The 25168-nt window shown below is 60.4% G+C and carries 23 protein-coding genes; 11 read left to right on the top strand and 12 right to left on the bottom strand.

The window, feature by feature from the left end:
* Positions 1 to 30: 30 nt before the first annotated feature.
* Positions 31 to 729 carry a type 1 glutamine amidotransferase gene (locus ACO6TG_RS20990; RefSeq protein ID WP_422374988.1) on the top strand — a complete coding sequence of 233 codons (699 nt, stop codon included), beginning with the start codon at positions 31 to 33 and terminating at the stop codon, positions 727 to 729.
* Positions 730 to 781: 52 nt separating this feature from the next.
* On the opposite strand, the gene ACO6TG_RS20995 is transcribed toward ACO6TG_RS20990, so the two are convergent.
* Complete coding sequence (locus ACO6TG_RS20995) at positions 782 to 1759, bottom strand: threonine dehydratase (RefSeq protein ID WP_422374989.1); 978 nt, start codon at positions 1757 to 1759, stop codon at positions 782 to 784.
* A 140-nt stretch (positions 1760 to 1899) separates the two neighbouring features.
* On the opposite strand from ACO6TG_RS20995, the gene ACO6TG_RS21000 reads away from it, so the two are divergent.
* A complete protein-coding gene (locus tag ACO6TG_RS21000) occupies positions 1900 to 2706 on the top strand; it encodes a helix-turn-helix transcriptional regulator (protein WP_422374990.1) in 807 nt (268 codons plus the stop codon).
* A 36-nt stretch (positions 2707 to 2742) separates the two neighbouring features.
* On the opposite strand, the gene ACO6TG_RS21005 is transcribed toward ACO6TG_RS21000, so the two are convergent.
* Both ACO6TG_RS21005 and ACO6TG_RS21010 read right to left on the bottom strand, forming a co-directional pair.
* Entirely contained in the window at positions 2743 to 3879 is a 1137-nt protein-coding gene (locus ACO6TG_RS21005) for an alpha-hydroxy acid oxidase (RefSeq protein ID WP_422374991.1), read from the bottom strand.
* A 36-nt stretch (positions 3880 to 3915) separates the two neighbouring features.
* Positions 3916 to 4674: a FadR/GntR family transcriptional regulator gene (locus ACO6TG_RS21010; protein WP_422374992.1), complete on the bottom strand. Its 759-nt coding sequence runs from the start codon at positions 4672 to 4674 to the stop codon at positions 3916 to 3918.
* Between the two features lie 190 nt (positions 4675 to 4864).
* Here ACO6TG_RS21010 and ACO6TG_RS21015 point away from each other — a divergent pair, with 190 nt between their 5' ends.
* Positions 4865 to 6163, top strand: coding sequence for a DUF3422 family protein (locus tag ACO6TG_RS21015; RefSeq protein ID WP_422374993.1), 1299 nt, complete (start codon positions 4865 to 4867; stop codon positions 6161 to 6163).
* Between the two features lie 72 nt (positions 6164 to 6235).
* Here the strand turns inward: ACO6TG_RS21015 and ACO6TG_RS21020 are convergent, their stop codons facing one another.
* Both ACO6TG_RS21020 and ACO6TG_RS21025 read right to left on the bottom strand, forming a co-directional pair.
* Entirely contained in the window at positions 6236 to 6631 is a 396-nt protein-coding gene (locus ACO6TG_RS21020) for a c-type cytochrome (RefSeq protein WP_422374994.1), read from the bottom strand.
* Between the two features lie 127 nt (positions 6632 to 6758).
* Positions 6759 to 7703 carry a LysR family transcriptional regulator gene (locus ACO6TG_RS21025; RefSeq protein ID WP_422374995.1) on the bottom strand — a complete coding sequence of 315 codons (945 nt, stop codon included), beginning with the start codon at positions 7701 to 7703 and terminating at the stop codon, positions 6759 to 6761.
* 170 nt (positions 7704 to 7873) lie between these two features.
* Between ACO6TG_RS21025 and ACO6TG_RS21030 the strand changes: the two genes are divergently transcribed.
* The 4 genes from ACO6TG_RS21030 to glcF all read left to right on the top strand — a co-directional run bounded on the left by ACO6TG_RS21030 (position 7874) and on the right by glcF (position 12509).
* Entirely contained in the window at positions 7874 to 9355 is a 1482-nt protein-coding gene (locus ACO6TG_RS21030; protein WP_422378922.1) for an FAD-linked oxidase C-terminal domain-containing protein, read from the top strand.
* A 9-nt stretch (positions 9356 to 9364) separates the two neighbouring features.
* Entirely contained in the window at positions 9365 to 10555 is a 1191-nt protein-coding gene (glcE, locus tag ACO6TG_RS21035; RefSeq protein ID WP_422374996.1) for a glycolate oxidase subunit GlcE, read from the top strand.
* A 50-nt stretch (positions 10556 to 10605) separates the two neighbouring features.
* The gene (locus tag ACO6TG_RS21040; protein WP_422374997.1) at positions 10606 to 10965 is read left to right on the top strand and encodes a DUF4870 family protein; all 360 of its coding nucleotides are present in this window, start codon (positions 10606 to 10608) and stop codon (positions 10963 to 10965) included.
* A 206-nt stretch (positions 10966 to 11171) separates the two neighbouring features.
* Positions 11172 to 12509, top strand: a complete 1338-nt coding sequence (gene glcF, locus ACO6TG_RS21045; RefSeq protein WP_422374998.1) for a glycolate oxidase subunit GlcF — start codon at positions 11172 to 11174, stop codon at positions 12507 to 12509.
* Positions 12510 to 12527: 18 nt separating this feature from the next.
* Here the strand turns inward: glcF and clcA are convergent, their stop codons facing one another.
* The 3 genes from clcA to ACO6TG_RS21060 all read right to left on the bottom strand — a co-directional run bounded on the left by clcA (position 12528) and on the right by ACO6TG_RS21060 (position 15710).
* Positions 12528 to 13883, bottom strand: coding sequence for a H(+)/Cl(-) exchange transporter ClcA (gene clcA / locus ACO6TG_RS21050; RefSeq protein ID WP_422374999.1), 1356 nt, complete (start codon positions 13881 to 13883; stop codon positions 12528 to 12530).
* Positions 13884 to 14056: 173 nt separating this feature from the next.
* Positions 14057 to 14827: a L,D-transpeptidase gene (locus ACO6TG_RS21055; protein WP_422375000.1), complete on the bottom strand. Its 771-nt coding sequence runs from the start codon at positions 14825 to 14827 to the stop codon at positions 14057 to 14059.
* 259 nt (positions 14828 to 15086) lie between these two features.
* Positions 15087 to 15710, bottom strand: coding sequence for a DUF2927 domain-containing protein (locus ACO6TG_RS21060; protein WP_422375001.1), 624 nt, complete (start codon positions 15708 to 15710; stop codon positions 15087 to 15089).
* Between the two features lie 404 nt (positions 15711 to 16114).
* On the opposite strand from ACO6TG_RS21060, the gene ACO6TG_RS21065 reads away from it, so the two are divergent.
* Together ACO6TG_RS21065 and ACO6TG_RS21070 are read left to right on the top strand one after the other, a co-directional pair.
* Complete coding sequence (locus ACO6TG_RS21065; protein ID WP_422375002.1) at positions 16115 to 16822, top strand: protein phosphatase CheZ; 708 nt, start codon at positions 16115 to 16117, stop codon at positions 16820 to 16822.
* A gap of 135 nt (positions 16823 to 16957) precedes the next feature.
* The gene (locus tag ACO6TG_RS21070; protein ID WP_422375003.1) at positions 16958 to 17641 is read left to right on the top strand and encodes a DNA-3-methyladenine glycosylase I; all 684 of its coding nucleotides are present in this window, start codon (positions 16958 to 16960) and stop codon (positions 17639 to 17641) included.
* A gap of 6 nt (positions 17642 to 17647) precedes the next feature.
* On the opposite strand, the gene ACO6TG_RS21075 is transcribed toward ACO6TG_RS21070, so the two are convergent.
* The 4 genes from ACO6TG_RS21075 to hisS all read right to left on the bottom strand — a co-directional run bounded on the left by ACO6TG_RS21075 (position 17648) and on the right by hisS (position 22132).
* A complete protein-coding gene (locus ACO6TG_RS21075; RefSeq protein WP_422375004.1) occupies positions 17648 to 18334 on the bottom strand; it encodes a hypothetical protein in 687 nt (228 codons plus the stop codon).
* A 128-nt stretch (positions 18335 to 18462) separates the two neighbouring features.
* The gene (hisG, locus tag ACO6TG_RS21080) at positions 18463 to 19443 is read right to left on the bottom strand and encodes an ATP phosphoribosyltransferase (protein ID WP_422375005.1); all 981 of its coding nucleotides are present in this window, start codon (positions 19441 to 19443) and stop codon (positions 18463 to 18465) included.
* The gene (locus ACO6TG_RS21085) at positions 19440 to 20576 is read right to left on the bottom strand and encodes an ATP phosphoribosyltransferase regulatory subunit (protein ID WP_422375006.1); all 1137 of its coding nucleotides are present in this window, start codon (positions 20574 to 20576) and stop codon (positions 19440 to 19442) included. Before ACO6TG_RS21085 ends, hisG begins: the two co-directional genes overlap by 4 nt.
* Positions 20577 to 20596: 20 nt before the next feature.
* The gene (gene hisS / locus ACO6TG_RS21090) at positions 20597 to 22132 is read right to left on the bottom strand and encodes a histidine--tRNA ligase (protein WP_422375007.1); all 1536 of its coding nucleotides are present in this window, start codon (positions 22130 to 22132) and stop codon (positions 20597 to 20599) included.
* Between the two features lie 432 nt (positions 22133 to 22564).
* Here hisS and ACO6TG_RS21095 point away from each other — a divergent pair, with 432 nt between their 5' ends.
* Both ACO6TG_RS21095 and ACO6TG_RS21100 read left to right on the top strand, forming a co-directional pair.
* A complete protein-coding gene (locus tag ACO6TG_RS21095) occupies positions 22565 to 23659 on the top strand; it encodes a glycosyltransferase family 2 protein (RefSeq protein WP_422378923.1) in 1095 nt (364 codons plus the stop codon).
* Between the two features lies 1 nt (position 23660).
* Positions 23661 to 25160, top strand: coding sequence for a glycosyltransferase family 39 protein (locus ACO6TG_RS21100; RefSeq protein WP_422375008.1), 1500 nt, complete (start codon positions 23661 to 23663; stop codon positions 25158 to 25160).
* Positions 25161 to 25168: the final 8 nt, after the last annotated feature.

Below are 25168 nucleotides of genomic sequence, written 5' to 3' on the forward strand. Positions count from 1 at the left end.
TCAGGGGCGGTGACATTCTGCGGGGGCGGTATGCATTTTCTTGTCATTGAGAACTACCCACACACAGAGCTGGGAACACTCGGGCGGGTGGCTCTTGAAGAGGGACACACCTGGCGCAGCGTTGAAGCCTATGCCGGTGAGGACCTGCCGACCACGATTGATCCGTATGCCGGCCTGGTAGTCCTGGGCGGCGCGCAGGACGCACTTGCCGATGAGGCCTACCCGTTCCTTCAAAAGGTCTGCGACCTTGTCCTGAAGTTTCACGAAGTGGACAAGCCGGTTCTGGGCATCTGCCTTGGAAGCCAGCTCGTGGCGCGGGCTTTCGGGGCAAAAAATCTGCTCGGCCTGCCGGTTGAATTCGGCTGGCGAGAAGTGTTGCCGACGAAAGAGGGCCGACTGGATCCTGTGCTGCAGAAACTCCAGACCGGCAGACCGCAGTTTCATTGGCACACCGACACGATGACCTTGCCGGAGGGCGCGGTTCACCTGGCAACCAGCGCCATGACACCCATTCAGGCCTTTCGCCTGGGCCGGGCGACTTATGCGCTTCAGTTCCATTTCGAAACGGGTCTTCAGGAAGTGCGTAACTGGTCGCAGCAGTTCGCCGGCGAGATTGAAGCACATACACCGGACTGGCCGGTTCGCTTTGACACAGAAGCTGCACGCCACTCGGCAAGCGCTGATGAAACGGGCGCCGCAATTGCGCGCGCTTGGCTGGACTTGCTTTGAAGCAGACGTTTGGACGGGACTTTCCGGCTCTCACGAAAACTGTGCGAGAGCCTCAAACCATCGGTGTGCCACCACTCAGGACGGTCTGCATCATGGTCTCGTCCAGATTCCCGCCGGATAGAATTATGCCGGCCTTTTTGCCCTTCAGCCGTTGAGCATCCCGTGCCAAGGCGGCCAGAGCCGCAGCACCCGCGCCTTCGGCAAGATTGTGCGTGTCCGCAAACAGGACCCGGACGGCCTCTGCAATCTCGTCATCCGTGACGCAGACGATGCGCTCTGCACCGGCCTTCAGAATATCCAGGGCGGCCTGAACCGGTTCGCGGCAGGCCATGCCGTCGGCGAAGGTCCGGGCCGTCTCGGTGGTGACGATGGCGCCGGTTTCAAACGAGAGCCCGTAGGCGGGTGCGTTTTCTGTCACCACCGGGACAATCTCGGTCTTCAGGCCAAGGAGGTCGCGCACGGTGATCAGACCGCAGGCACCCGACCCCATGCCGACCGGCACATAGACCACATCGAGATCGGGTTGGGCGGTGAAAAACTCCAGGGCATAGGTGGCAACGCCAAGGACGATGTTCTTGTGAAAACTCGGCACCATGAGAAATCCGCTGTCTTCCGCGATCCGTTCCGCTGCGCGCCGGGAGATGTCAAAATCCCGGCCTTCGATCACGAGCGTTGCGCCGAATGCCTGCATTGCCCGGTTCTTGCCGTCCGCATTGCCTTCAGGCACGACGATCGTTGCCGGCAGCCCAAGTGTGCGGGCCGCCAGAGCCATTGACTGACCGTGATTGCCGCGCGTTGCGGTAACGACACCGGACGGGCGGCCGTGGGCCTCGATGTGCTTCTGGATATAGACGATCGAACTGCGAGCCTTGAACGCTCCGATGGGCGTGTGGTTTTCATGCTTGACGGCAATCTTGAAACCGAAGCGTTTTTCAAGCAGGGGCCAGAGATAGGCCGGCGTTTCCGGCACCAGCTGGCGGACAATCGGAAAGGCGGCGTCGAGCTCGGAACGGGAAAAAAGCGGGGTCATGTCGGGGTCTGCTGGCGTCCGTGGTTTGTCAGTCGGGGCGATTGCCGGAGAATAGCCGAAGCCGGAGTGCATTTGTCTTTCAGGATCCTGAACCGCATTTCGCTTGCATGCCGGTGGCCGCTCGGTCAGGTTAGGCGGCCATGAGCCGTCTGTTTTTCCAATCAGCCATGCCACCGCAACCCGACCGCATCGACATTGCGGGGCACAGGCTCGTCCTGTTGTCGGCCTCGGCCTATGACGTCGCGTTCGTGGCCACGCGGGACACGATCGGCTTTGCCTTTGATGGCCAGACAGGCAGTCACGCCATCGCGTCAGACCGCAGCGAACCCTTCCGTCGCCGCCCCAATTCGGTCGCGCTGACACCAAGGGGCTGCGAGGTGAGGTCCCGGTCGGCCACAGGCGGTGAATATCTGCAGCTCAGCGGAGACGGCATCAGCTTTGAGGGAGAGGCCTATCGAACCAATCTCATGATTGCCGCTGCCTTGCCGGTCGCGACAGAGATGCGCCGGTGGTTTTTGACGGGCAAGACCCCGGATCCGCTGCTGGCGGAAGCCGGGCTGGCACGGCTGACCACCGCGGTATCGCGGCCGCAATCCGATCCGAAGGCCGCTCGCTGGATGACACCGATGCGCTTCCGGCGGATCACCGACCTCGTCGAAGCAGATCTGGACACAGAGCTGACGGTTGACGGGCTGGCAAGGTGTGTTGGCGTATCGCCAAGCTTTCTGAGCCGGGCCTTTTCGGCTTTCTGTGGCCAGTCGCCTTATGACTACATCGTCAGCCGCCGTCTCCAGCGCGCCCGCCGGCTGATCAGCGAAACGGAAGCTGATTTGGCCGATATAGCGGTGGCCTGTGGCTTTTCCTCTCAAAGCCACATGACCTCTCTCTTCCGGAAACGCTTCGGGATCTCGCCGGGCCGGTTGGATCGGCCAGGCAAGAGCGGCTGAAATATAGAACCGGCATCAGCACCGGCTCGGACTTCTCTAAAGCACCAGGTTGTGACGTCCGGCCTTGGTGATATCGGTTTCTCCACACAGGCCCATGGTGACGTCCAGTTCCTTGTGCATGATCTCCAGCACCTTGCTGACACCGGCCTTGCCCATGGCGCCGAGCCCATAGATGAAGGCGCGGCCGATATAGGTGCTGTGGGCCCCCATGGCGACGGCCTTGAAAACGTCCTGACCGGAGCGAATGCCACCGTCGAAATGCACTTCGACCTTGTCGCCCACAGCGTCGACAATCTCCCGCAGAACGTCATAGGACGCCAGGGCACCGTCCAGCTGCCGGCCGCCATGGTTGGACACCACAATGGCATCCGCACCGAGACTGGCCGCGATCTTGGCATCCTCGACATCGTTGATGCCTTTCAGGATCAGTTTGCGGTCCCAGTGTTTCTTGACCCACTCGACAGAGGACCAGTCGAGGGTCGGATCGAACTGGCTGGCCGTCCACTCCGCGAGCGATGACATGTCCTCGACACCCGAGACATGGCCCTGGATGTTGCCGAATTCCCGACGCCTGGTCTGTAGCATGTGCCAGCACCAGCGCGGTTTGAAGGCGAGGTCGAGCAGAACATGCGGCTTCGGTTTGGGCGGCGTCGACAGGCCGTTCTTGATGTCCTGGTGCCGCTGTCCGAGCACCTGCAGATCGAGCGTCAGCACCAGGGCCGAGCAACCGGCCTTGTGGGCACGCTGCATCAGGCTTTCGGAAAAACCCCGATCACGCATGACATAGAGCTGGAACCAGAACGGGTTTTTGGTGTTCTCGGCCACATCCTCGATGGAACAGACGCTCATGGTCGACAGGGTGAAGGGAACTCCGAATTCTTCGGCGGCCTGGGCGGCCAGGATCTCACCATCGGCGCGCTGCATGCCCGTCAGGCCAACAGGTGCCAGGGCAACCGGCATGGCAACGTCCTGGCCGATCATGGTTGTCTTGACCGAACGGTTGTCGATGTTGCGGGCAACCCGCTGGCGCAATTTCTGCCGCTGCAAGGCAGCCTCATTGTCCCAATAGGTGCTCTGGGTCCAGGAGCCGGTGTCGGCATATTGATAGAACATCTTCGGCACCCGGCGGCGGGCCAGCGCCTGCATGTCGGCGACATCTGTGACAATCGGCATGTGAGGTTCTCCTGATGCTGGGGACCGCGTTTACGGTCAATCGGTTTTGGGCTTTCTGAGGCCGGCAAGATATTCGCGCTGGTCGAGATCTTCCGCAGTCGCCAGCGCTTTCTGGACATAGTCGATGTGATCTTCGGAGGCGCGGCGCGCGGCCTCCGCGTTGCCGGACCGGATGGCGTCGGCGATCGCTGCATGCTGGGCGAGCAGGTCGACCCGCGCCGTCGGTTGATGGTACAGCCGGCCGCGGTCATAGAAGACGCCGTTTTCCAGGAGCCGGTAGCAGGAGCGCAGCGTGTGCAGCATCACCACATTGTGGGCGGCCTCACCGACCGCATGGTGAAAGGCCACATCAAGAAGGCTTTCCGCCTTCCTGTCACCGGCCTCGTGCGCAGCGTTCATCTGAGAAATGATGTCGTCGAGGCGCTTCACGTCGGAAGGGGCTGCCCGGTCGGCGGCCAGAGCGGCGGCCTGACCTTCAATACCCCGCCGGAACTCGAAATAATCGGACTTTGCCGAGGGATGTCTGGAGATCAGCTGGATGATGGCTTCGGAGAAGATCGGGCCGATCAGGTCGGCAACGAAGGTGCCGCCACCGCGCCGTGCCTCGATGAGTTCCCGTTCCTCCAGGAGTTTCAGGGCATCGCGCAGCACCGGTCGGGATACGGCCAGTTGTTCTGCCAGGTCGCGTTCCGCCGGCAGGCGGTCGCCCGAGCGCAGCACGCCTTTCAGGATCAGATCCTCGATCTGTTCCACTGCGGCAAGAGCCGTTTTCTGATGGTTGACGGGCCGAAACATGGGGCTGGCAATCTCCTTGTTGATGGCAAAATAGCTGCAAAACCTTAATTGGTCAATTTTTTTGTCCAATTAGTGTTGCGGATACGACGCTGCGCAGCACAAAGCGGACATGTGACAAATTGACTGTTGGTTTTCCCGATGCCTTAAAGGAAGGTGTGTGAGGCACACTACTTTAGTCGAGGTCGGCAGCTTGGATCAGAGGTCAGAAAACGGGTCGTCCTTTCCCAAATTCCGGACGTCGCCCTTGCGGGAAAAGGTTCTGGGCGAGGTCCATGCGCGTCCCTTTCGGGCGCTCACTTGCCCGCGTACGATCCTCCACTACGCCTTTCTGACCGATGCCGAAGAGGCGGCACGCGATCAGGCATGGCTGTCCGAATTCTGTGTTTCGCGGGGTGGGCATGGACCGACGCCGGGCGCACGTCATCATACGTTGACCTTCGGCGGCGGTACGCTGAGCTGGGAACAGCATGCCGAGTTCACCACCTATACCTGGGATGGTGCCGCGCATGAAAAGACCATTTTCGGCAGTGTGCCGATCAACCATCCCTTCGGCGCGGCGTTCCGGGCACCGGGCGATCTGCTGGTGGCGGTGCGCGTCGAACTGCGGGGTGGGGACGACACGATCGAATGGCGCAGCCAGTTCGATGACGGCAGCATGACCGTATCGACACTGGAAGACGGCGCGGCCCTTGTTGCGACAGATTTCCGCCAGGATGGCGACGGTCTGACGCGCATCCTCGTTTGCAACAGGACAATGAGCGATGTTCAGTCCGGCTCTGTCGTTCAGCGCCTGCTGGAAGTCGAGACCTATCGCACGCTGGCCATGCTCGGACTGTTTGAGGCGACCAGCCTGCAGCCGGATATCAGGCGGTTCGAACTCGAGCTGGCCGATCTCACCGGCCAGATGAAGGATGCGTCCGCGCTTGGCGCAAACCAGGAGCTTCTGGACAAGCTCAGCGCGCTGGCGGCGGCGCTGGAAGCGGGGGCGACAGCCAGCACATTCCGGTTTGGAGCAAGCCGCGCCTATGACCAGATCGTGCGGGCGCGTCTGGAGGCGCTCAGGGAAGAAGCTGCGCCCGGGGAACTTTCCATGGCGTCTTTTCTGGCGCGCCGGTTGGCTCCGGCGATGCGTACCTGTCAGGCGATCGAGGACCGGCAGGCCATGCTCTCACGCAAACTTGCGAGGGCAACCACCCTCTTGCGCACACGGGTGGATGTGGAGCTTGAAGACCAGAACCGGAACCTGCTCAAGTCGATGAACAGGCGGGCCCGCCTGCAGCTGCGCTTGCAGCAGACCGTTGAAGGCCTGTCGGTCGCAGCGGTCAGCTATTACGTGGTCGGACTGATTTCCTATCTGGCCAAGGCCGCCAAGAGCGCGGGTCTGCCCGTTCCCGATGCCAGCGTGACCACAGGTCTCGCGGTTCCGGTCGTTGTGCTGTTGATCTGGTGGACTGTTCGGCGCATCCGTCAGCATCATGGTGAGCACTGACGGAGCAAAACGGATCTCTCAAATGAAAAAGGCCGGGCTGACCCGGCCTTTGTTGTTTCACCTTGAAGCACGTTACTTCGTGGTGCCGTCCGCGTTGTACTGTGCCAGATAGGCGATCACGTTTTGCAGATCGGCTTCCTTGCGCAGGCCGGCAAAGGCCATCTTGCCTTTCGGGATTACGTCTTTCGGCTTGGTCAGGTACGCGGTGAGCGTTTCCTCGTCCCACACCTTGCCGTCGCTCATCTCGATAAGAGCCTTGGAGTACTTGTAGCCTTCCACCTGGCCCCAAGGCGCGTCGACGACACCGTTCAGGGTCGGGCCGACCTTGTTCTTGGCCTTTTCACCGACTGCGTGGCAGGCGGCGCATTTCTTGAAGACTTTGGCACCCTTTTCCGGGTCGCCCTCGGCGTGGGCCTGGGCAGTCAGGGCCAGAAGCGCGGTTCCGGCGATCATCAGCAGTCGCTGCATGTGTCTCTCCCTCATGCTGGGTGTGTTGAAACCCGCCCCAACAGAACAGGATGTCCCGCACAGATGCAAGCGACGCACCGTCGCACTCGGGATACTACCGACCGGGCTCGGTCAAATCTGCGGGAGTTCAGACGGCCCTGGCCTGCCTGGGCGGATTGAGCCAGCTTTCAAGCCCAGAATCCCAATAGGGGGAGGACCCGTAAAGGCCTGCCAGAAAGTCAATGAAGACCCGTACCTTTGCGGGCAGGAACTGCCGGCTGGGGTAGACGGCATAAAGACCCACATCCTTGGAAGCTCTGTATTGCGGCAAGAGAATCTGGAGCTTGCCCTCACGCAATTCGGGTCCGACATCCCAGGTCGATCGCAGGGCAATGCCCACACCGGCCAAAAGGCACTCACGCACGACTTCGTTGGAGTTTGTCTTGACCGGGGCCTGGGTCCGAACGGTTTCGATCCCGCTTGGTCCCAGCAGCCGCCATGGATCCTGATTGGTCGCCGCAAGTGTGACATGGTTGGCCGTGAGGTCTTCGATGCTGGTTGGTTCGCCGTGTTTTGCGACATAATCCGGGCTGGCGCACAGGATCCGGTGAACCGGGGCAAGACGCCGCGCAACCAGGCTGGAATCCGACAGTTCCGCGATCCGGATTGCAAGGTCGTAGCCGTCTCCAACGATATCAACAAAGTCGTCGGACAGATCGAGATTGACCGACAGATCCGGATTTTTCGTCAGGAAGGTGCCGAGGTGAGGAGCAATATGCAGCCGTCCGAATGAAGTCGGAACGGCGACTTTCAGATTGCCCCGTGCCTTGGCCGATCCTCGCGTGACGAAAGACTCGGCTTCTTCGACGGAGGCGAGGATCGCGACCACGCGCTCGAAGAAGCCCTGTCCGGCTTCCGTCATGGCAATCTGGCGCGTGGTTCTTTGCAGAAGGCGTGTCCCAAGTTTTTCCTCGAGCCGTCGAATGCGCTTTGACACCACAGCAGGAGACAGGCTCATTTCGCGTCCGGCAGCGGACATGCTGCCTGCGCTGACCACTCTCGCGAAAATCTCCATGTCCGTCAGATTGCTCATTTTCAATCTCTCAGAAAGATATCTATTCTTGTTCGAACGTTTTCCTTCGGCGCAGGACTTGCCACACTTGGGCAGGTCCTGTGATCTACCAAGACATGTTACGGTCGGACCTGTCTGTTGGATCAACGTAACAATTCGTAGAAGGAGTCCTCTTTGTGACAGCCATTGCGATGCCCGCTCCTGATCAGGCCGTGATCGCCCGCCGCAAGGAGATTTTGAGCGCCCTGCAGGCGATCGTTCCGGGCGAGGGAGTGATCCACGACGAACGTGAAATGCGCGCCTATGAAACGGATGCACTGACAGCCTACCGTCAGCTGCCGCTGATTGTCGTACTGCCAGAGACGGTCGAGCAGGTCTCCAAGGTGCTCAAATACTGCTATGAAAATGATGTCAAGGTCGTGCCGCGTGGAGCCGGTACCTCCCTGTCCGGTGGCGCTCTGCCGCTGGAAGACGGCGTTCTGCTGTCGATGATGAAGTTCAATTCCGTTCTGGATATCGACTATGCCAATCGGGCCGTCGTGGTGCAGCCGGGCGTGACAAATCTTGGCATTACGCGGGCGGTCGAGCACGAGGGCTTCTATTATGCGCCTGACCCCTCGTCCCAGATTGCCTGTTCCATCGGTGGCAACATCGCCGAAAACTCCGGCGGGGTGCATTGCCTGAAATACGGTCTGACCACGAACAATGTGCTCGGCCTGGAAATGGTACTGATCAATGGCGAAGTGATCCGCCTGGGTGGCAAGCATCTCGACAGCGAGGGGTATGACCTGCTGGCACTGATGACCGGATCCGAAGGCCTGCTGGGGGTGGTGACGGAAGTCACCGTACGCATATTGCAGAAACCGGAAACGGCGCGCGCGCTCCTGATCGGCTTCCCGACCAGCGAAGACGGTGGGCGCTGTGTCGCCGACATCATTGCCGCCGGTATCATCCCGGGCGGCATGGAAATGATGGACAAACCCGCCATTCACGCAGCCGAAGACTTCGTCAATGCCGGCTATCCAAGAGACGTTGAAGCCTTGTTGATCGTGGAGCTGGACGGTCCGGAAGGCGAGGTCGACTACCTGATCGGGCGGGTCGAGGAGATCGCCAGGGCCAATGCCGCCAGCCATCTGCGGGTCTCGGAAAGCGAAGAGGAGCGCATGACCTTCTGGGCGGGGCGCAAGGCAGCGTTTCCTGCGGTTGGCCGCATCTCTCCGGACTATCTGTGCATGGACGGAACCATACCGCGCCGGGAGCTGCCAAAGGTTCTGGCCCGCATGCGCGAACTGGCAGACAAGCACGGCCTTGGTGTTGCCAACGTCTTTCACGCAGGTGACGGCAACCTGCATCCGCTGATCCTTTATGATGCGAACAAACCGGGAGAACTGGATGCGGCTGAGGCCTTCGGCGCCGATATTCTGCGGCTCTGTGTCGAGGTTGGCGGTGTCCTGACCGGTGAACACGGCGTCGGCATCGAGAAGCGCGACCTGATGACGGACATGTTCTCCGAGGCCGATCTCAAGCAGCAGCAGCGGGTCAAGTGCGCGTTTGATGAAAAGCACCTGCTCAACCCGGGCAAGGTCTTTCCGGTGCTGCATCGCTGTGCCGAACTCGGCAAGATGCATGTGCACAAGGGCCAGCTGCCCTTTCCAGATATTCCGCGGTTCTGAGGAGGCGGCATGGAAGCGACCCTGAAACCGCAAAGCGCACAAGATGTCGAGGATGCTGTCCGCTGGGCCGCGGCAGAAGATCAGCCGCTGGAAATCGTCGGACAAGGCTCCAAGCGGGACCTCGGACGGCCGGTCCAGTCTGCCCATGTGCTGGACCTTTCCGGGCTCAGCGGCGTTGAAAGCTATGAGCCGGCTGAGCTGGTGTTGACGGTCAAGGCCGGCACACCGATTGCGGAGGTGGAAAAACTGGTCGACGACAACGGCCAGGAGCTGTCCTTCGAGCCGATGGATTACGGCCCGCTTTTCGGCAAGCCCGCCGGCAAGGGCACGATCGGTGGGGTGCTTGCCGCAAACCTGTCCGGTCCGAGGCGAATAAGGGCCGGGGCAGCGCGCGACCATGTCCTGGGTATGGAAGCGGTCTCGGGCCGTGGTGAAATCTTCCGCTCCGGCGGCAAGGTGGTCAAGAACGTCACCGGGTATGATCTGCCACGGACATTGTGTGGCTCCTACGGCACTCTTGCGGTTGCCACCAGTGTCACGCTCAAGGTCAATCCGAAGCCGGAAACCGCGGTCACCTTCGTTCTGACGGGACTGGACGATCTGGACGGCGTCAAGGCGTTGTGTGAAGCCATGGGCTCCTCGGCGGAGGTCTCCGGTGCGGCTCACCTGCCGTCCTGGGTGGAGGGTGACCGCAGCAGAACTTTATTGCGCCTTGAAGGTTTCCAGTCCTCGGTCGACTACAGGCTGAAGACCCTGAAGGAGCTGTTGGGCGGTTATGGCACGCATGAGAGCCTGAACCGGGACGAGACGGACAAGCTCTGGAAAGACGTGCGCGACCTGGCGTTTTTTGCAAAGCGGTCAACGCCGGTCTGGCGCATTTCCGTCGCTCCAACGGCTGGCCCGCAGCTGGTGGCGAGACTGAAGGCGGCGATTGAGCTGGATGCGATTTACGACTGGAGCGGCGGCCTGGTCTGGTTGACCTGCACGGATGGTGACACGCATCAGGCCAAGATCCGCATGGCCCTGGACGCTGTCGGTGGCGGGCATGCCACGCTGGTCCGCGCGGATGCCTCAACCCGGTCCAATCTGGATGTGTTTCAGCCGCAACCGGCGCCCCTGGCGGCTCTGTCGCGTCGGCTGAAGGAGCAATTTGACCCGAAAGGGGTGTTAAACCCTGGACGTATGGTCACCGGGATGTAGTCTGGGAGTGGGTAGGGGCCTTGAGCCATTCTTTTTAGCGGAGTTCAGTGATGGAACAAAAATCCGATGTTGCAGGTTATTTTGAACCAGGCGGCAAGAACGCCACCCTTATCTACATTCTCTATCTTGCCAATATAATCGTTCCGTTCACGGCGATTGTCGGCGTTATCTTCGCCTATCTGAACCGGGGGCAGAATTCTTCCTGGGTCGACAGCCATTACACCTACCAGATCCGCACCTTCTGGATTGGCCTTCTGTTCGGGATCGTCAGTGCGCTTTTGACCGTTATCCTGATCGGGTTCTTGCTCATTCTGCTCGTACTGGTCTGGATGATCGTGCGCTGTATCAAGGGCATGCAGCTGGCCGGTCGCAACGAAGCCGTACCAAATCCCGAGACGTGGCTGTTCTAGGGTCAGGAGTTTCCGTTTCCTGAGGCGCGCTTGGCACTTCGGGAGATGGAAAAGGTTGACGCGGCTGCCAGGCAGATCAGTTTTTCTGCTTCTGCAAAACCCTTGTGCCCGAAAGTCGCCTTGTGCGGCCCCTGGCGGGGCCGTACGATTCGCGCCACAGCAGACGGGAGGATCCCGGTTGACCGGGCAGGGGGACGCAAGCGGCGATGCAGACCAATTTCACTGCAGAACAGTTGAAAGACACGCATGTTGCAGAATCTGAAAAGATCCTGCGCAAATGCGTGCATTGCGGTTTCTGCACGGCAACCTGTCCGACATTCACTCTGCTTGGAGACGAGCTCGACAGCCCTCGCGGCCGTATCTATCTCATCAAGGACATGCTGGAGAATGACCGGCCGGCGGACGAAAAGATCGTCAAGCATATCGACCGGTGCCTGTCCTGTCTGGCCTGCATGACCACCTGTCCTTCCGGAGTGCATTACATGCATCTGGTCGACCATGCCCGTGTTCACATTGAAAAAACCTACAAGCGCCCGCTGTCAGACCGGCTGATGCGTGGTGTTCTTGCCTTTGTCCTTCCCTATCCGAAACGTTTCCGCATGGCGCTGATCGGGGCGTTTTTCGGCCGGCCTCTTGCCGGTGCCCTGAAAGCCCTCGGTGGTCCACTGGCGAAGATCGGGGCAATGCTGGAACTTGCACCTGCCCGCGCTCCGATGCGGGGGCAGCTGGAAGGACCGGGCGTCTTTCAGGCCGAGACAGGAACGCGCAAGGGACGTGTGGCGCTCCTGAGCGGCTGCGCCCAGCCGGTGCTCAATCCGGGCATCAACGATGCCACGATCCGGCTGTTGAAGCGGGCGGGTTACGAGATTGTCCTGCCGAAGGGGGAGGTCTGCTGTGGCGCGCTTGTCCACCACATGGGCAAGGAAGAGGCGTCGCTGGAAAATGCCCGCCGCAACGTCGATGCCTGGATGGCGGAAGCCGAAGGCGAAGGCCTCGATGCCATCCTAATCACGGCGTCCGGTTGTGGCACGACCATCAAGGACTACGGCTTCATGCTGCGGGAAGACCCGGCCTATGCCGAAAAGGCGGACAAGGTCTCCAAGCTTTCCCGGGACATCACGGAGTTCCTGAGCGACATTGAGCTCGGGACACCTGACATCGAGCCGGGGCTGACCGTGGCCTATCACTCTGCGTGTTCGATGCAGCATGGTCAGAAGATCACCCGCCAGCCCAAGGATCTTCTGAAGGCGGCAGGGTTTCGGGTGAAGGATGTACCTGAAGGCCATTTGTGCTGCGGTTCGGCAGGCACCTACAATATTCTGCAGCCGGAAATTGCCCGCCGACTGCGTGACCGCAAGGTTGCCAATATCGAGAGCACGAAGCCGGATCTGATCGCCACCGGCAATATCGGCTGCATGACCCAGATCGGCCTCGGCACCGGGATCCCGATCCTGCACACGGCCGAGCTGCTCGATTGGGTCTATGGCGGCCCGGAACCGGAAGCGGTGACCTCCGTTCGCATGGCGCAGCAGGCCGCCGAATAGGGGTGACGGACAAAGGCTCTAACTTTCGCGCGTTCCCAATTGGACCGGTGTCTTGTCCGGGGGTTGGTCCGGCAACTCGCCGGCCAGCCTGAGCGTCCGCTCCAGAAGTTCTTCGTAGATCGGCCGGCCACCCAGGTGATGGGCGGTGAGAGAGGCTGTGGTGCAGGTGACCAGAACCGGCATGATCAGCGCATAGGCGCCGGTGAGTTCCATCACCAGCACAACGCCGACCAGCGGTGCACGAACCGAGGCGGCGAAGAACCCGCCCATGGCGGCGACGGCGCAGGCCGAGCGGAAATCGTCGTCGACCGGCAGAAATTCGACCGAGGCAACTCCAAACGCCAGGCCTGCGCAGGTGGCAATGGACAGCATGGGGGCAAAAATGCCGCCCGGTACACCGGAGGCGTAGGAAAACAGGACGCCACCGAACCGCAAGACGGTCAACAGAAGCAGGGCCATGATGCCGTAGTGGTTGACGATCAGGTCATGCACCAGATCTTCACCGCCGCCGGTGGCATCGGGAAAGGCATTGAGCAGGATACCGGTTACCGCGCCGACCGCGAGCGCCGGCACCCAGCGCAGGCCGCGCGGGATCTTCAGGAAAAGATCCATGACGGTGATCAGCGCCCTGTTGAAGAAAACGCCGAGGCCGCCGAGAAGGATGCCGAGCACGGCCAGAAGCGAGAAGCTCCAAACCGGGACATAATCGACTTCCACAAGCAATGGCGGACCGATGCCGGTGAGCTGTTCGGTGACCGCGGCACTCAGGATCGAGGCGATGATCACGGCCATATAGGTGCGGTAACCAAAGGGAAACTGCCGCCGCGTTTCTTCGACAATGAACAGGATCGCGGCAAGGGGAGCGTTGAAAGCGGCTGCCAAACCGGCCGCGGCCCCAGCCGCGAGCAAGCCCTTGTGCTCGGCAGATGTCAGCGGACGGGAGCGGGAAATCGCCTCTGCGGTCATGGCGCCCATGTGAATGGTGGGGCCTTCGCGGCCGAGCACCAGGCCGGATCCCAGTGCGAGCAGCCCACCGAAGAATTTGGCAATCAGAACCAGAACCGGGCGCAGCGGACGCTTGTCCTCCATGGCGCCTTCGATTTCCTGAATGCCACTGCCGGCAGCTTCCGGAGCGACCCGTTGCACCAGCAAAAACGCTCCGGTGACGCAGAGCGCGGAGATCACGACGGAAACCGCATAGGGCAGGAGGCCAGGGCCGAGCGCTGCACGAAGGGAAGAATATTGGGCAAACAGGAATTCAAGGCCGGTGTGGAAACCGGTGGCCAGAGCGCCGACCAGCAGTCCGACCAGCGCCGCTTTCAGAAAATAGGCCGCATCGGATCTTGCGCTTGAGGAACTGGAAGGGTCTGCCATGCCGCCCGCCGGGGTGAGGAACCAACCGCACGCGTTGCTGAGTCGGCGTGCTTCTTGTCCAAGCCTGCAAAGAATTGACGTTGCGCGCAAGTGAGGGGCTGAAATGACAAACGCGCGGCACGCCGCGCGTTTGTCTTAAAGCTGTTTGGCGGGCTCGCCCAGAGGTCTTGATCCTAGATCACATAGACCCGCGTGCCGACCTTCACCCGCTCATAAAGGTCTGTGACGTCCTCGTTGCGCATGCGGATGCAGCCGGAGGAGACCGCATGGCCGATGGTCCAGGGCTGGTTGGAGCCGTGAATGCGGTAGAGCGTGGAACCGAGATAGAGCGCCCGGGCGCCGAGCGGGTTGTCCGGTCCGCCTGCCATGAAGACCGGCAGGTCCGGCCGGCGTTTGCGCATTTCTGCGGGCGGGCGCCAGTCCGGCCATTCCGCCTTGCGGGTGATCTTGTGCGTACCTGCCCATTCAAAACCGGGTTTGCCGACGCCGACGCCGTAGCGGCGGGCCGTGCCGTCATTCTGCACCAGATAGAGGAAGCGGGCATTGGTATCGATGACGATCGTGCCTGCCTTGTGCGGGCCGTCATAGTCGACCACCGTCGGCAGGAATTGCGGTGCGATCTGGCGCGACTGCGGCTGGCGAACCCGCTGCTGCTGTTGTCGGACCGGCTGCTGCTGGCGCGGTGCCCACCAGCTGGTCCGGCGCACCTGGCGCTGCTGCTGTTGCTGCGGGACCTGCCGGAACTGATAGCGGGTCGCGGTCGAGCGCCGCTGCACCCGTGGTTGCAGTTGCAGCATCCAGGGTTCGGTCAGGTTCGGGCTCAGGACAAGGGGCGGCGGAGCGGTCTGGGCAGAGGCCTCGAGCACGCCCGAAAGGCTCGCGGCAATCACAAAAGCACCGGTCAAGGCAATTGCCTTTGATGGTATTGAACGCAAAAAGAACATGGCAGCACTCACAAACTTTTCATCGACCACGTTCAGCAGCCAGGAGAGTGTCCACGGCTGCCGGTTAACGGATTGGCAAGGATGATAAGCGGCCACCTTCAGTCAAACGTGAATCCGGCATAGAGAATTCAGGTAATCTTTTCTTATGGTTAGTTCTTTGTTGAAGAACAGCCTTAATAGAAAGCCTAACCGGATCGAAGTCGTTTGGTTAACGATTTCGGAGCGGATTGAATCCGCTGTGCTTTCTAGGATTCCTTGGTTAACGCACCCGCCGACGGGCATCGCGCACGACAAGCGGCAGGATGTCCTTGGTCTGTTTCATGGACATGCCCGGTTTGATCCGCGGATCGTAAAGCATGTTCAAGATAATCTGGTCGAACACGGTAAAACGGCTGTGGCGCGAGGAATCGTTAAAGACGGAGTGGATGAGCGCGGCATCGTCATTCATCGGGCCAAGGCCCTGCAGCAGTTCTTCCACCAGGCAGCGCTTGAACAGGAACTCTCCTTCGTCGGACACGATCACGGCTGCAGACCGTTTGATGCCCTTGCGGCCGGAGACAACGCGGACAAGGCACCGACCAGGCACACGGGCGCGGTCGTTCTTGTAGATGTCTCGCCGCACCACGTCTTCATATTGTGCGCGGTCGACGACATAGACCTCGAAATTCGCGGCGTTGCGATCGTTCGTGATGCCGGTGGTGAGTCCGCCGATGCGATTGCCGATTTCTCGCACGAACCGTCGGACCATTTTGGTACGGTCGCGTGACGACAGGTTATGGACGTAAAACAGGACCGGCTGTGTGAATTTCTTCACCAGATAGGGGCGCCAGCTCCAGCTGCGGTACTCCAGGCCGAACACCGTCTTTTCGAAACCCTCGAGCAATTCCTCCGTTGTGAAGGAATCGTTTGCCGACGCGGCGCTAGGCAGCGTGACGGAGGCGAAGAAGAGTAGGAGACAAGCCAGGAAACAACGCATCAAGGACATAGAGGTCAATACACCGTTAGAAACCGAAGGGGCTGCAAATCGTGGCCCCGGACATGCGCCTGGCGGGATTGCCAATCCATGGATCGGAAGATAGCCAAAACACCCGAGAGAGGAAAGCCAAGAAACCGTTACCAAAGGGCAAATGGCCCTGTCAGATGCATCAAGCATCGGAAAAACAATTCTTTAAACTTCCCCTGTTATAGCTGGAACATATTGCGATTTAAGAAAGCCTGTCAGGGCTGGGGACGGGAGTAGGCATGGCCGCGGTGAAGAGATCCTTTCGAGCGGAAAGCTTGATACGAATGAACGCCGGGGCGAGTGAAGACCCCGCCTTTAGAGAGGAACGCCGCCACCAGGAAGTCATGGCAGAGATCGCCAGCCTGAGAGCGATGATCAAGAGCGGTGACGGCGAGCAACAAAATGCGCTCGACCCGGAAGCCATGAGCCAGAAGTTCATGAGCGAGTTCCGCAAGGAGCTCTCCGAGGCAGCCAAGCTCAAGGTCGAGCTGGATGCGATGTATGAAGCGATTGCCCAGACCAAAAAGGAAATCGCGACGCTGCACCAGACCACGGGTTCCAAAGGCGAAGAGATGACCCGGGTGACCAACGAGCTGGATGCTGTCGTTATCGGAACGGAAGGCGCGACGGAAAACATTCTTTCAGCGGCCGAATTCATCGATGAAACCGCCAATACGCTGTCTGCGCGGATCGACAAGGACGATGCTGAGCTGGCCAATGACATTCAGGACAAGGTCGTTCAGATTTTCGAAGCCTGTAACTTCCAGGACCTGACCGGTCAGCGCATCACCAAGGTGGTGTCGACCCTGCGTTTTGTCGAAGACCGCATCATCCAGATGATGGACATCTGGGGCGGCATCGAAACCTTCAAGGACATTGAACTGGAAGAGCGCGACCTGAAGGAAGGCGATGCGGCCCTTCTCAATGGCCCTGCGCTGGAAAGCGATGTCGATGTGGCAACGCAGGACGATATCGACGCCCTGTTCGCTTAACTGTCCCACAGTCCCGTTTCGGAACCCGGCCAACTGGCCGGGTTTTTGTTTTCAGCAGCTAGCAGATTTGCACTTGCCTCGACAGGCCGGACTCGCTACCAACAGAAGAACAAAGAGTGAATATCGAGGCGGATCATGGCAGACAACAAACCGGCAGCAAAGGCAGAGCGTGATCCTGAAACAGGGCTCATCACCGGAAGCGATGGGAAGACAAGGTGCTGGTGGCCCGGGGATCTGGAGGATTACCAGCGTTATCATGACACGGAATGGGGCTGGCCGGTTGACGATGACCGGCGCCTGTTCGAGAAAATCTGCCTGGAAGGCTTCCAGTCCGGGCTGTCCTGGCTGACGATCCTGCGTAAACGCGAGGGATTTCGGGCCGCATTCGCGAATTTCGAGTTTGAACAGGTCGCCAAATTCACGGAAGCTGATGTTGAGCGGTGTCTCGCTGACGCCAGCATCGTCAGGCACCGCAAGAAGATCGAATCGACGATTAACAACGCCAGACGCGCCCTGGAACTGCGAGACGAGTTTGGCTCGCTTGCGGCCTATTTCTGGGCCTACGAGCCGAAACCGGAGAACCGGCCGGAGAAAATTGACTTCGCCACCGCCCGCACACTCGGCAAGACAGCGGAAAGCACCGCCTTGTCGAAGGACCTGAAAAAACGCGGCTGGAGCTTCGTCGGCCCGACCACCGTCTATGCGTTCATGCAATCCATGGGCATGGTCAACGATCACCTGGAGGGGTGTTTTTGCCGCGAAGAAGTCGAAGCGGCAAGGGCGGCTTTCAAGCGGCCACGGAAAAAGTCCGGATCTTGAGCTGACCTATTCGGCCCGGGCCAGCAAGGTCTCGTTGAGAACCTTCAGGTCGAACTCTTCCGAGAGCAGATTGCGCAGGCTCTTCAGTTTGGCTGAGTTCGGCTGAGAATAGGACAACACAACATAATCCTGGACCATCTTGCCCTGCTGCTCGAAGCGGTAACTCAGGAAGCGCTTGCCGGGAACGATGGTATAGGCATAAGGATCACGAAACCGGACATGTTCCATGGCGACTGCCAGCAGTGTAAAGCCCGTCCTGTCCCGGTTCTGATACTGCCAGACATGCATGATTTCGTGGGCGAGCAAACCCAGTTCGTCCACGCGCACGCGTGTTGGAAAACCTTCCGCAAAGTCGGCTCGATAGGAGCCCGATTTGTAATAGATGCGGTTGTGGATCACCAGTGCTTCGGGTCTGCTGCGCAGTTCAGCCGAGGCCCTTTCCAGGAGTTCCGAATTGGTCAGGCCTGTGCGTTTTAGGGACTTTGTCTGCGCAATTTCCTTGGCAAGTGTTCCCTTGAGCCTGTCGTTTGAGTCTTTGGAAGACTGGCCAGGTGAATAGATCTCTATCTTGCCGGTGTTGAGCTGCCCGGCATAGATTCTGGAGGTAAAGTTCTTCTCATTGGCGGTCAAAGACCGGCATCCCGAAAGCGCTAACGCCACCATCAGGACACCAAAAAGAATTCTGAATTTCATATTTTCGGCCCCACCCGGAAAAGTCTTAATGAAAAGAACTTTGTTCGGGTTCACCGACGAGTTCAACAGGAAATTGTAGTTGCAGTCCTGTTCAACGGTGCTTCAGCGATCTGCGGATTGCACGTGTCTCAGGTTCCTGAGGGCTCGCCCACTTTCATCTTCAGCGGCGCGAACAGGCGGTTTTCCTTTGAGAACACGTAGTCCAGCGTTTCCACCGTAACCGTGTCCGCCCCTTCGGCAATCAGCAGCTGGGCACAGTCGGCGACGGCGTCCTTCGGGCAGAGGACGCTGACATGGTGTGCATCGTCCTTGTCGGTAAAACGCTGCAGAGCACCGACCTTGCTGACAGCGCGCAGCGCCTGCGTCCGGTCGTCGACGACGGCCTTGACCAGCTTGACGTCACGCGCGGCCTCCTCGGCGGCAATCCGGTCCAGGATGGCGCGGGCGGCGGTCAATGCGGTTTCCGACCAGTCGGCATTGAGCGATGCGACGAGATTGGCCTGGCTCTTCAGCATGACACCGTCGGCAAGGATCTTCAGGTTGTTGGCCTGAAGCGTCGAGCCGGTGGTGGTGATGTCGACGATCAGTTCGGCAGAGCCTGCCGCCGGTGCGCCCTCGGTCGCTCCGGCGCTTTCCACGATCCGGTAGTCGGCGATGCCGTGCCCGGCAAAATAGGACCGGGTCAGGTTGACATATTTGGTGGCGACCCGAAGACGGCTGCCGTGACGGCTCCTGAAATCGGATGCGACGTCGGACAGGTCCGCCATGGTTTCAACGTCGATCCACGCCTTGGGCACGGCGACCACCACATCCGCCGGTCCAAAGCCGAGCGGCGTGACGATGTGAACCGTGCTGTCCGGATCGGTGATGTTTTCATGAACCAGGTCGAGACCGGTGATGCCGAAATGCACGTCGCCATCAGACAGCGCCCGCGCGATCTCGGAGGCCGACAGGAATGCGATCTCGACATTGGGCAGGCCCTTGATGGCGCCCCGGTAATTGCGTGCGCCACCCGGCTGCAGGACTTTCAGACCGGCCCGGCCAAAGAAGTCGTGGGTGTTTTCCTGCAGACGGCCCTTGGACGGGATGGCAATAATCAGTTTGCTCATGCTTCAACACTCGCTGCAATCCGGTCCAGCCACATGGAAAAGCCGATGGCCGGAACATCCGTTTCAGCGCCCAGCAGGGTAACCAGCTTGTCATAGCGGCCGCCGCCCACAAGGGGGCCGCCCACATCCTTGCCGGTGGCGTGGATCTCAAAGACGAAGCCGGAGTAATAGTCCAGGCGCCGGCCGAACTCGGCGGCAAACCTCAGCCGGGACACGGGAATTCCCTTGGCTGCGATGGCGGCGAGGCGCTGTTCGAAGGCGGCAATTGGCGTGTCGAGGCCAAGGCCGAATTCGGCGGCAAAGGCGCGCAGAACCTGAGGGGCGCTTTCGCCATCGGCTTTCAGGGAGAGATAGGCCGTCAGCGTTTCGGCAGCCCTGTCATGACCGCGCGCCCCGCGGGCCAAAGCGGCCTGTTCGAGGAACCGGTCGGCAATTTCGCTTGGTGTGCGCCCGCCGACTGCCGAGATGCCGGCAATCGACAGAAGGTCCTCGACAACTGCATGTGCGGCTTCCGGGTCAGCCCCCTCCAGGGCGGACAGGAAACCGAGACGAACGTCGCGGCTGTCGTCTTCGGTGGCCGCGCCGCCGGCCATGCGGCCGATGGCGGCATTCAGGCGGTCTGTCTCGCCAAAGAGGTCACGCAGGCGCCGGCGCCAGACGGTCGGCAAGTCGAGGCCTTCCAGGATCGCCGCGAAAATCGTCTCGTCACCGATCCGGATCAGGCTGTCCTGAAGCCCGAATGTCTCGAGCGCCTTGACGGAAAGTGCCAGAAGATCGGCATCGGCTTCGGCCGTGTCCGTGCGGCCGAGGCTTTCCGCGCCGAGCTGCGGGATTTCGCCAAGTCCATCCTTCCGCTGACGGAACACTGGCCCGTTGTAACAATAGGCTGCGGGCAACGTCGCCTTGGTGTTGGCCAGGTGATGGCGGCAGACCGGAATGGTAAAGTCCGGGCGCAGACACAGGTCGGCACCATCCGTCCCGTTGGTCAGGAACAGACGGCGGCGGATGTCCTCGCCGGTCAGGTCGAGAAAAACGTCGGCCGGCTGCAGGATCGGCGGGCTGACTTGCGCATGGCCTGCCGCGCAGAACAGGTCTAGCACCGCGTCAACTTTAGCCGGATCCAATCCGTTCATCTGCGCCGTTCCCATTGACTTCAGGCCTCGCTTGCCCGTTGGCGGTCGTCCGCCTGACCGTTCAGGATCGAGCGAACGGTTTCGATCAGTTCTGCTTCCTTGACAGTAACCTGAGCCGGACGGCTCTCGCGCCAGGTGATGTTGTCGGTGATTTCTTCCGACAGGCGCTTGCCCTCGATCAGATCTTTGACCTGGATCTCGCCGGCCTCGCGCTCGTCCGAGCCCTGGATGATCGCGACCGGACAATTGCGCCGGTCAGCATATTTCAGCTGATTGCCGAATTTCTTCCAGTTGCCCTGGTACATCTCGGCACGGATACCGGCTGCCCTGAGATCCTGAACCATCTTCTGGTAGCGGCCGAGCGCAGCAACATCGCCGTCCATTACGGTGACCAGAACCGGTGCCACCACGTCGGCGGTGCCGAGCTTGCCGAGGTTCTTCAGTGCGGTCATCAGGCGGGAGACGCCCATCGAAAATCCGGTGGCCGGCACGTCACGACCGGTGAAGCGTTTTACCAGGCCATCATAACGCCCGCCTCCGCCGACGGACCCGAACTGGACGACGTCGCCCTTTTCGTTGGTAACGTCGAACAGCAGTTCAGCTTCGAAGACTGTACCGGTGTAATACTCAAGTCCGCGGACGACCGAGGGATCGATTTTGATCCGGTTCTCGGCATATCCGCTGGCTCTGACCAACCGGTTGAGATCCGAAAGCTGACTTAGGCCATCGTGATACAGACCGGACTCGTCAAGTTCTTCGATTTTTTTGGAAGCATTCTGAACGGAAATGCGGTCTCCGTCGGTATCCTCAATTTGTAGCTCAAAGATCGACAGAACCAGTTCAACCTGTTCAGCGCTGAGTTTGGCGCCAGGCGTGAAGTCCCCGCTATCGTCTTTGCGGCCATCCCCAAGAAGCAATTTTACTCCTTCGATTCCGAACTTGTCGAATTTGTCCAATGCGCGCAGCACTGTAAGGCGGCGCTCGTCATGCTCCTCGCCACCTAGGCCGATGGCTGCCAGGACGCCATCCAGAACCTTGCGGTTGTTGACGCGGATGACATAGTCGCCACGCGGAATGCCGAGGGCTTCCATCGTGTCGGCCATCATCATGCACATTTCCGCGTCCGCCTGGACGCCGGGCGCGCCGACCGTGTCGGCGTCGAACTGCATGAACTGGCGGAACCGGCCGGGGCCGGGCTTTTCATTGCGGAACACCCAGCCGGCCCGGTAGGTCCGGTAGGGCAACTGGATCTCGTTGATGTTTTCCGAGACATGACGGGCGAGCGGCGCCGTCAGGTCATAGCGCAGGCTCATCCATTGCTCGTCCTCGTCCTGCACGGAAAAGACACCGGCATTGGGCCGGTCGGTGTCGGGCAGAAACTTGCCGAGGCAGTCGGTATATTCAAAAGCGGGCGTTTCGACCGGATCGAAGCCGTATTGCTCATAGACCTTCCGGATCTTGCCGATCATCTCGTCGGTGGCACGGATATCCTCGGCAGAGCGGTCAGCGAAGCCACGCGGCAGGCGGGCCTTCAATTTGTTCGGTTTTTTGGCCATGAAATTCTTGGTCGTGGTTAGGCGCGCCAAAAACCTTGGGCGCCAGCATGGTGATGGTGCCGATGTCCTAGACGAAACAGGCCGCTAGGGCAAGGATGGTGCGGCCCGAGACAGATAGGATGCGTTTCTTTTGCTTCCCACCTGGCCATGCCTTGTTTGCATCACAGTTCGGAGTAAAAGGACCGGAACAAAGGTGGCAGAACACACCGTGTCATGGAACACGCAGTTGCAGCCGGTGCGCAGCGCGGATTTCCCTTCTGTCTTTCCTTGTATTTAATCTCTATGGGGCTATGGTCCGCGCCACTTGCGGGAAATGGCAGAGCCGGCTTGGAAAATGCCGGCAAAGACGGGCAGAACGGATCGAGAATGGACAGTGTGGTGCGCGTGGCAGACGGGAATGCCGGCGAAGATGGAGCAGGGGCTCATAAGGGCATGGCACGGCAATCCGCCGAGCTGAGCGTCATCCTGCCCAGCTTCAATGAAGCTGCCAACATTCCTATTCTGGTCGAGCTGCTCGACAAGACCCTGGCCGGCATTGCCTGGGAAGCCATTGTCGTTGACGATAATTCTCCGGACGGCACCACCGAAGTTGCGCGCACGATCGCGGCAAGCGATCCCCGTGTCCGGGTGATCCGCCGCATCGGCCGGCGCGGCCTGTCCGGCGCCTGCATCGAAGGCATTCTGGCCTCTTCCGCGCCCTATGTGGCGGTGATGGACGCCGACCTGCAGCATGACGAGACCATGCTGCCGAAAATGCTGGCCGAACTGCAGGCGGGGAACGCCGATCTGGTGGTTGCCAGCCGCAAGGTTGACGGCGGCACGGTCGGCGAAGGTCTTTCCAGCATACGCGCCTGGGGCTCCAACATTGCCAATTCCCTGGCGCAGAAGCTTCTGAATGTGACCCTCGAAGACCCGATGAGCGGGTTCTTCATGATCCGCCGGGAAAAGGCTGAAGCGCTGGCTCCGAAACTCTCGCCTCAGGGTTTCAAGATTCTGCTGGATCTTGTTTCCAGTGCCAAGGGCAGCCTGCGGATCAAGGAACTGCCCTTCACGTTCCGCGAGCGCCAGCACGGTGAAAGCAAGCTCGATACTTTGGTGACCTTCGACTATTTCGGGCTGCTGCTGGCAAAATATTTCGGCGACATCATTTCGGTCCGTTTCCTGATGTTCGGACTGGTCGGCGCCAGCGGTCTCATCGTTCACCTGATTGCCCTGCGCGTGTTCCTGCTTGGTGGTCTGGAATTCAACATGGGGCAGACGGCGGCGTCCTTTGTCGCCATGACCTCGAATTTCTTCCTCAATAACCAGCTGACCTATCGCGACCGCCGTCTTCACGGCATGCGTGCCGTGGTGGGGCTGCTGACCTTCTATGCGGTCTGTTCTGTCGGTGTGCTGGCCAATGTCGGCGTTGCCAACCTGATATATGCCGACCCGTCCTACTGGTGGTTTGCCGGAACGGCCGGGGCAATCATGGGAGCCGTCTGGAACTATGCGGCGAGCTCGGCGCTCACCTGGCGCAAGTCCTGACGTGACGACACGGCCCGAGACAGAAAAGCTGCCGTTTTTCCTGCGACCCACAGGCCTAGCCCTGCTGGTCGCCCTCTTGACGGCCTTGAAGCTTTTTGCCGCCAGCCAGGCCCATTTTGTCGAAGACGAGGCCTATTATCGGATCTGGGGCCTGTTCCCGGCCCTGAGCTACTACGATCACCCGCCGATGATCGGCTGGTGGATCGCCCTGGGGCAGGCGCTGTTCGGCGACACGATCCTGGCCGTCCGTGCGCTTGTAGTAGCTTCCGGCGTCGTCGGTTCGCTGGCGCTCTGGCGCACGGCTTCCCTGCTGTTCGACCGCCGTGTGGCCGGCTGGGCGGTTCTCTTTCTTAACACCAGCCTCCTGGTCGGTATCGGCGGCATCCTGGCAACGCCGGATGCGCCCTCCGTTCTCTTCTGGGGGCTGAGCCTCTGGGCGCTTGCCGAACTCTCCTGTTCCCGTAACGCAAACTGGTGGCTGGTGGTTGGCCTGATGGCAGGGCTGGGCCTGCTGTCAAAATACTCCGTCCTGTTTCTCGGCGCCGGTATCGTGCTCTGGCTCCTGTGGGTGCCCGAGGCGCGGCGCTGGTGGACAAGCTGGCAATTGTGGGCCGGCGGTCTGGTCGCCGTGATCTGCTTCCTGCCGGTGCTTTACTGGAATCACCTCCACGAGTGGGCGAGTTTTTACAAGCAGTTCGGCCGGGCCGGGGTGTCCGGTTTAACGGCCAAATACATCTTCGAATTTCTGGGCGCTGTGGCTGGTCTGATGAACCCGCTGATCGCACTGTTGGCCGTTCCCGGGGCGATCAAGCTTGCCGGGGGGCTCAAGAGCCGCGAAACAGCTGCCTCTCTCCTGCTTCTGACCGTGCTGCCGTTTCTCCTCTATCTTCTGTATCACTCGCTTCATGCACGTGTGCAGGCCAACTGGCCGGCGCCGCTTTTTCCGGCCTTTGCGATGATGGCGGCGGTCTTCGTTGCGGGCTTGCCCGGAAGAGGCGGGATCTGGCAGGGTTTGGCGCGCGCCGGCGTTGCACTCGGACTGGCCGTTGCCGTGCTGGTTCAGCTGCATGCCGTCTGGCCGGCGACGGGCCAGCTCGCCCGAAAGGACCCGACGTTCCAGTTGCGCGGCTGGCCGGAAATCGGCGCCGAGCTTCAATCCATTGCAAAGCGGGAAGGGGCCAGCTTTGTCGCAACGACCAGCTATGGCCTGAACGGTCAGCTGGATTTTCTCCTGAAGGATGATGTGCCGGTCATCCAGCTCACCGAGCGCATCCGGTATATCATGGCAAAAGCCCCGGATCCGGCCTTGTTCGACCGGCCGGGGCTCTACGTGGCCATCGAGCGCCGTGACCAGTCCAGCAATCTGGCGGAGACTTTCAGTACGGTTGAAAAACTCACTGAGTTGACCCGGCGCGTCAAAGGTGTCCCCTTGGAGACCTTGAACATCTACAAGATCGATGGCCGGACCGGGCCGGTATTGGAGCCTGTCTTGCCAAGATGACCTGTCAG

Origin of the sequence: Roseibium sp. (assembly GCF_965233565.1) — a bacterium.
GTDB lineage: Bacteria > Pseudomonadota > Alphaproteobacteria > Rhizobiales > Stappiaceae > Roseibium.

What these genes read in the sequence shown, in the direction of transcription:
- ACO6TG_RS21000 (WP_422374990.1), top strand. Translation starts at nt 1,900, where the DNA reads ATGAGCCGTCTGTTTTTCCAATCAGCCATGCCACCGCAACCCGACCGC.
- clcA (WP_422374999.1), bottom strand. Translation starts at nt 13,883, where the DNA reads ATGGCAGACCCTTCCAGTTCCTCAAGCGCAAGATCCGATGCGGCCTAT.
- ACO6TG_RS21005 (WP_422374991.1), bottom strand. Translation starts at nt 3,879, where the DNA reads ATGCCGATTGTCACAGATGTCGCCGACATGCAGGCGCTGGCCCGCCGC.
- ACO6TG_RS21075 (WP_422375004.1), bottom strand. Translation starts at nt 18,334, where the DNA reads ATGAAATTCAGAATTCTTTTTGGTGTCCTGATGGTGGCGTTAGCGCTT.
- ACO6TG_RS21070 (WP_422375003.1), top strand. Translation starts at nt 16,958, where the DNA reads ATGGCAGACAACAAACCGGCAGCAAAGGCAGAGCGTGATCCTGAAACA.
- hisS (WP_422375007.1), bottom strand. Translation starts at nt 22,132, where the DNA reads ATGGCCAAAAAACCGAACAAATTGAAGGCCCGCCTGCCGCGTGGCTTC.
- ACO6TG_RS21025 (WP_422374995.1), bottom strand. Translation starts at nt 7,703, where the DNA reads ATGAGCAATCTGACGGACATGGAGATTTTCGCGAGAGTGGTCAGCGCA.
- ACO6TG_RS20995 (WP_422374989.1), bottom strand. Translation starts at nt 1,759, where the DNA reads ATGACCCCGCTTTTTTCCCGTTCCGAGCTCGACGCCGCCTTTCCGATT.
- ACO6TG_RS21020 (WP_422374994.1), bottom strand. Translation starts at nt 6,631, where the DNA reads ATGCAGCGACTGCTGATGATCGCCGGAACCGCGCTTCTGGCCCTGACT.
- ACO6TG_RS21040 (WP_422374997.1), top strand. Translation starts at nt 10,606, where the DNA reads ATGGAACAAAAATCCGATGTTGCAGGTTATTTTGAACCAGGCGGCAAG.
- glcE (WP_422374996.1), top strand. Translation starts at nt 9,365, where the DNA reads ATGGAAGCGACCCTGAAACCGCAAAGCGCACAAGATGTCGAGGATGCT.
- ACO6TG_RS21010 (WP_422374992.1), bottom strand. Translation starts at nt 4,674, where the DNA reads ATGTTTCGGCCCGTCAACCATCAGAAAACGGCTCTTGCCGCAGTGGAA.
- glcF (WP_422374998.1), top strand. Translation starts at nt 11,172, where the DNA reads ATGCAGACCAATTTCACTGCAGAACAGTTGAAAGACACGCATGTTGCA.
- ACO6TG_RS21055 (WP_422375000.1), bottom strand. Translation starts at nt 14,827, where the DNA reads ATGTTCTTTTTGCGTTCAATACCATCAAAGGCAATTGCCTTGACCGGT.
- hisG (WP_422375005.1), bottom strand. Translation starts at nt 19,443, where the DNA reads ATGAGCAAACTGATTATTGCCATCCCGTCCAAGGGCCGTCTGCAGGAA.
- ACO6TG_RS21085 (WP_422375006.1), bottom strand. Translation starts at nt 20,576, where the DNA reads ATGAACGGATTGGATCCGGCTAAAGTTGACGCGGTGCTAGACCTGTTC.
- ACO6TG_RS20990 (WP_422374988.1), top strand. Translation starts at nt 31, where the DNA reads ATGCATTTTCTTGTCATTGAGAACTACCCACACACAGAGCTGGGAACA.
- ACO6TG_RS21095 (WP_422378923.1), top strand. Translation starts at nt 22,565, where the DNA reads ATGGCACGGCAATCCGCCGAGCTGAGCGTCATCCTGCCCAGCTTCAAT.
- ACO6TG_RS21065 (WP_422375002.1), top strand. Translation starts at nt 16,115, where the DNA reads ATGAACGCCGGGGCGAGTGAAGACCCCGCCTTTAGAGAGGAACGCCGC.
- ACO6TG_RS21030 (WP_422378922.1), top strand. Translation starts at nt 7,874, where the DNA reads ATGCCCGCTCCTGATCAGGCCGTGATCGCCCGCCGCAAGGAGATTTTG.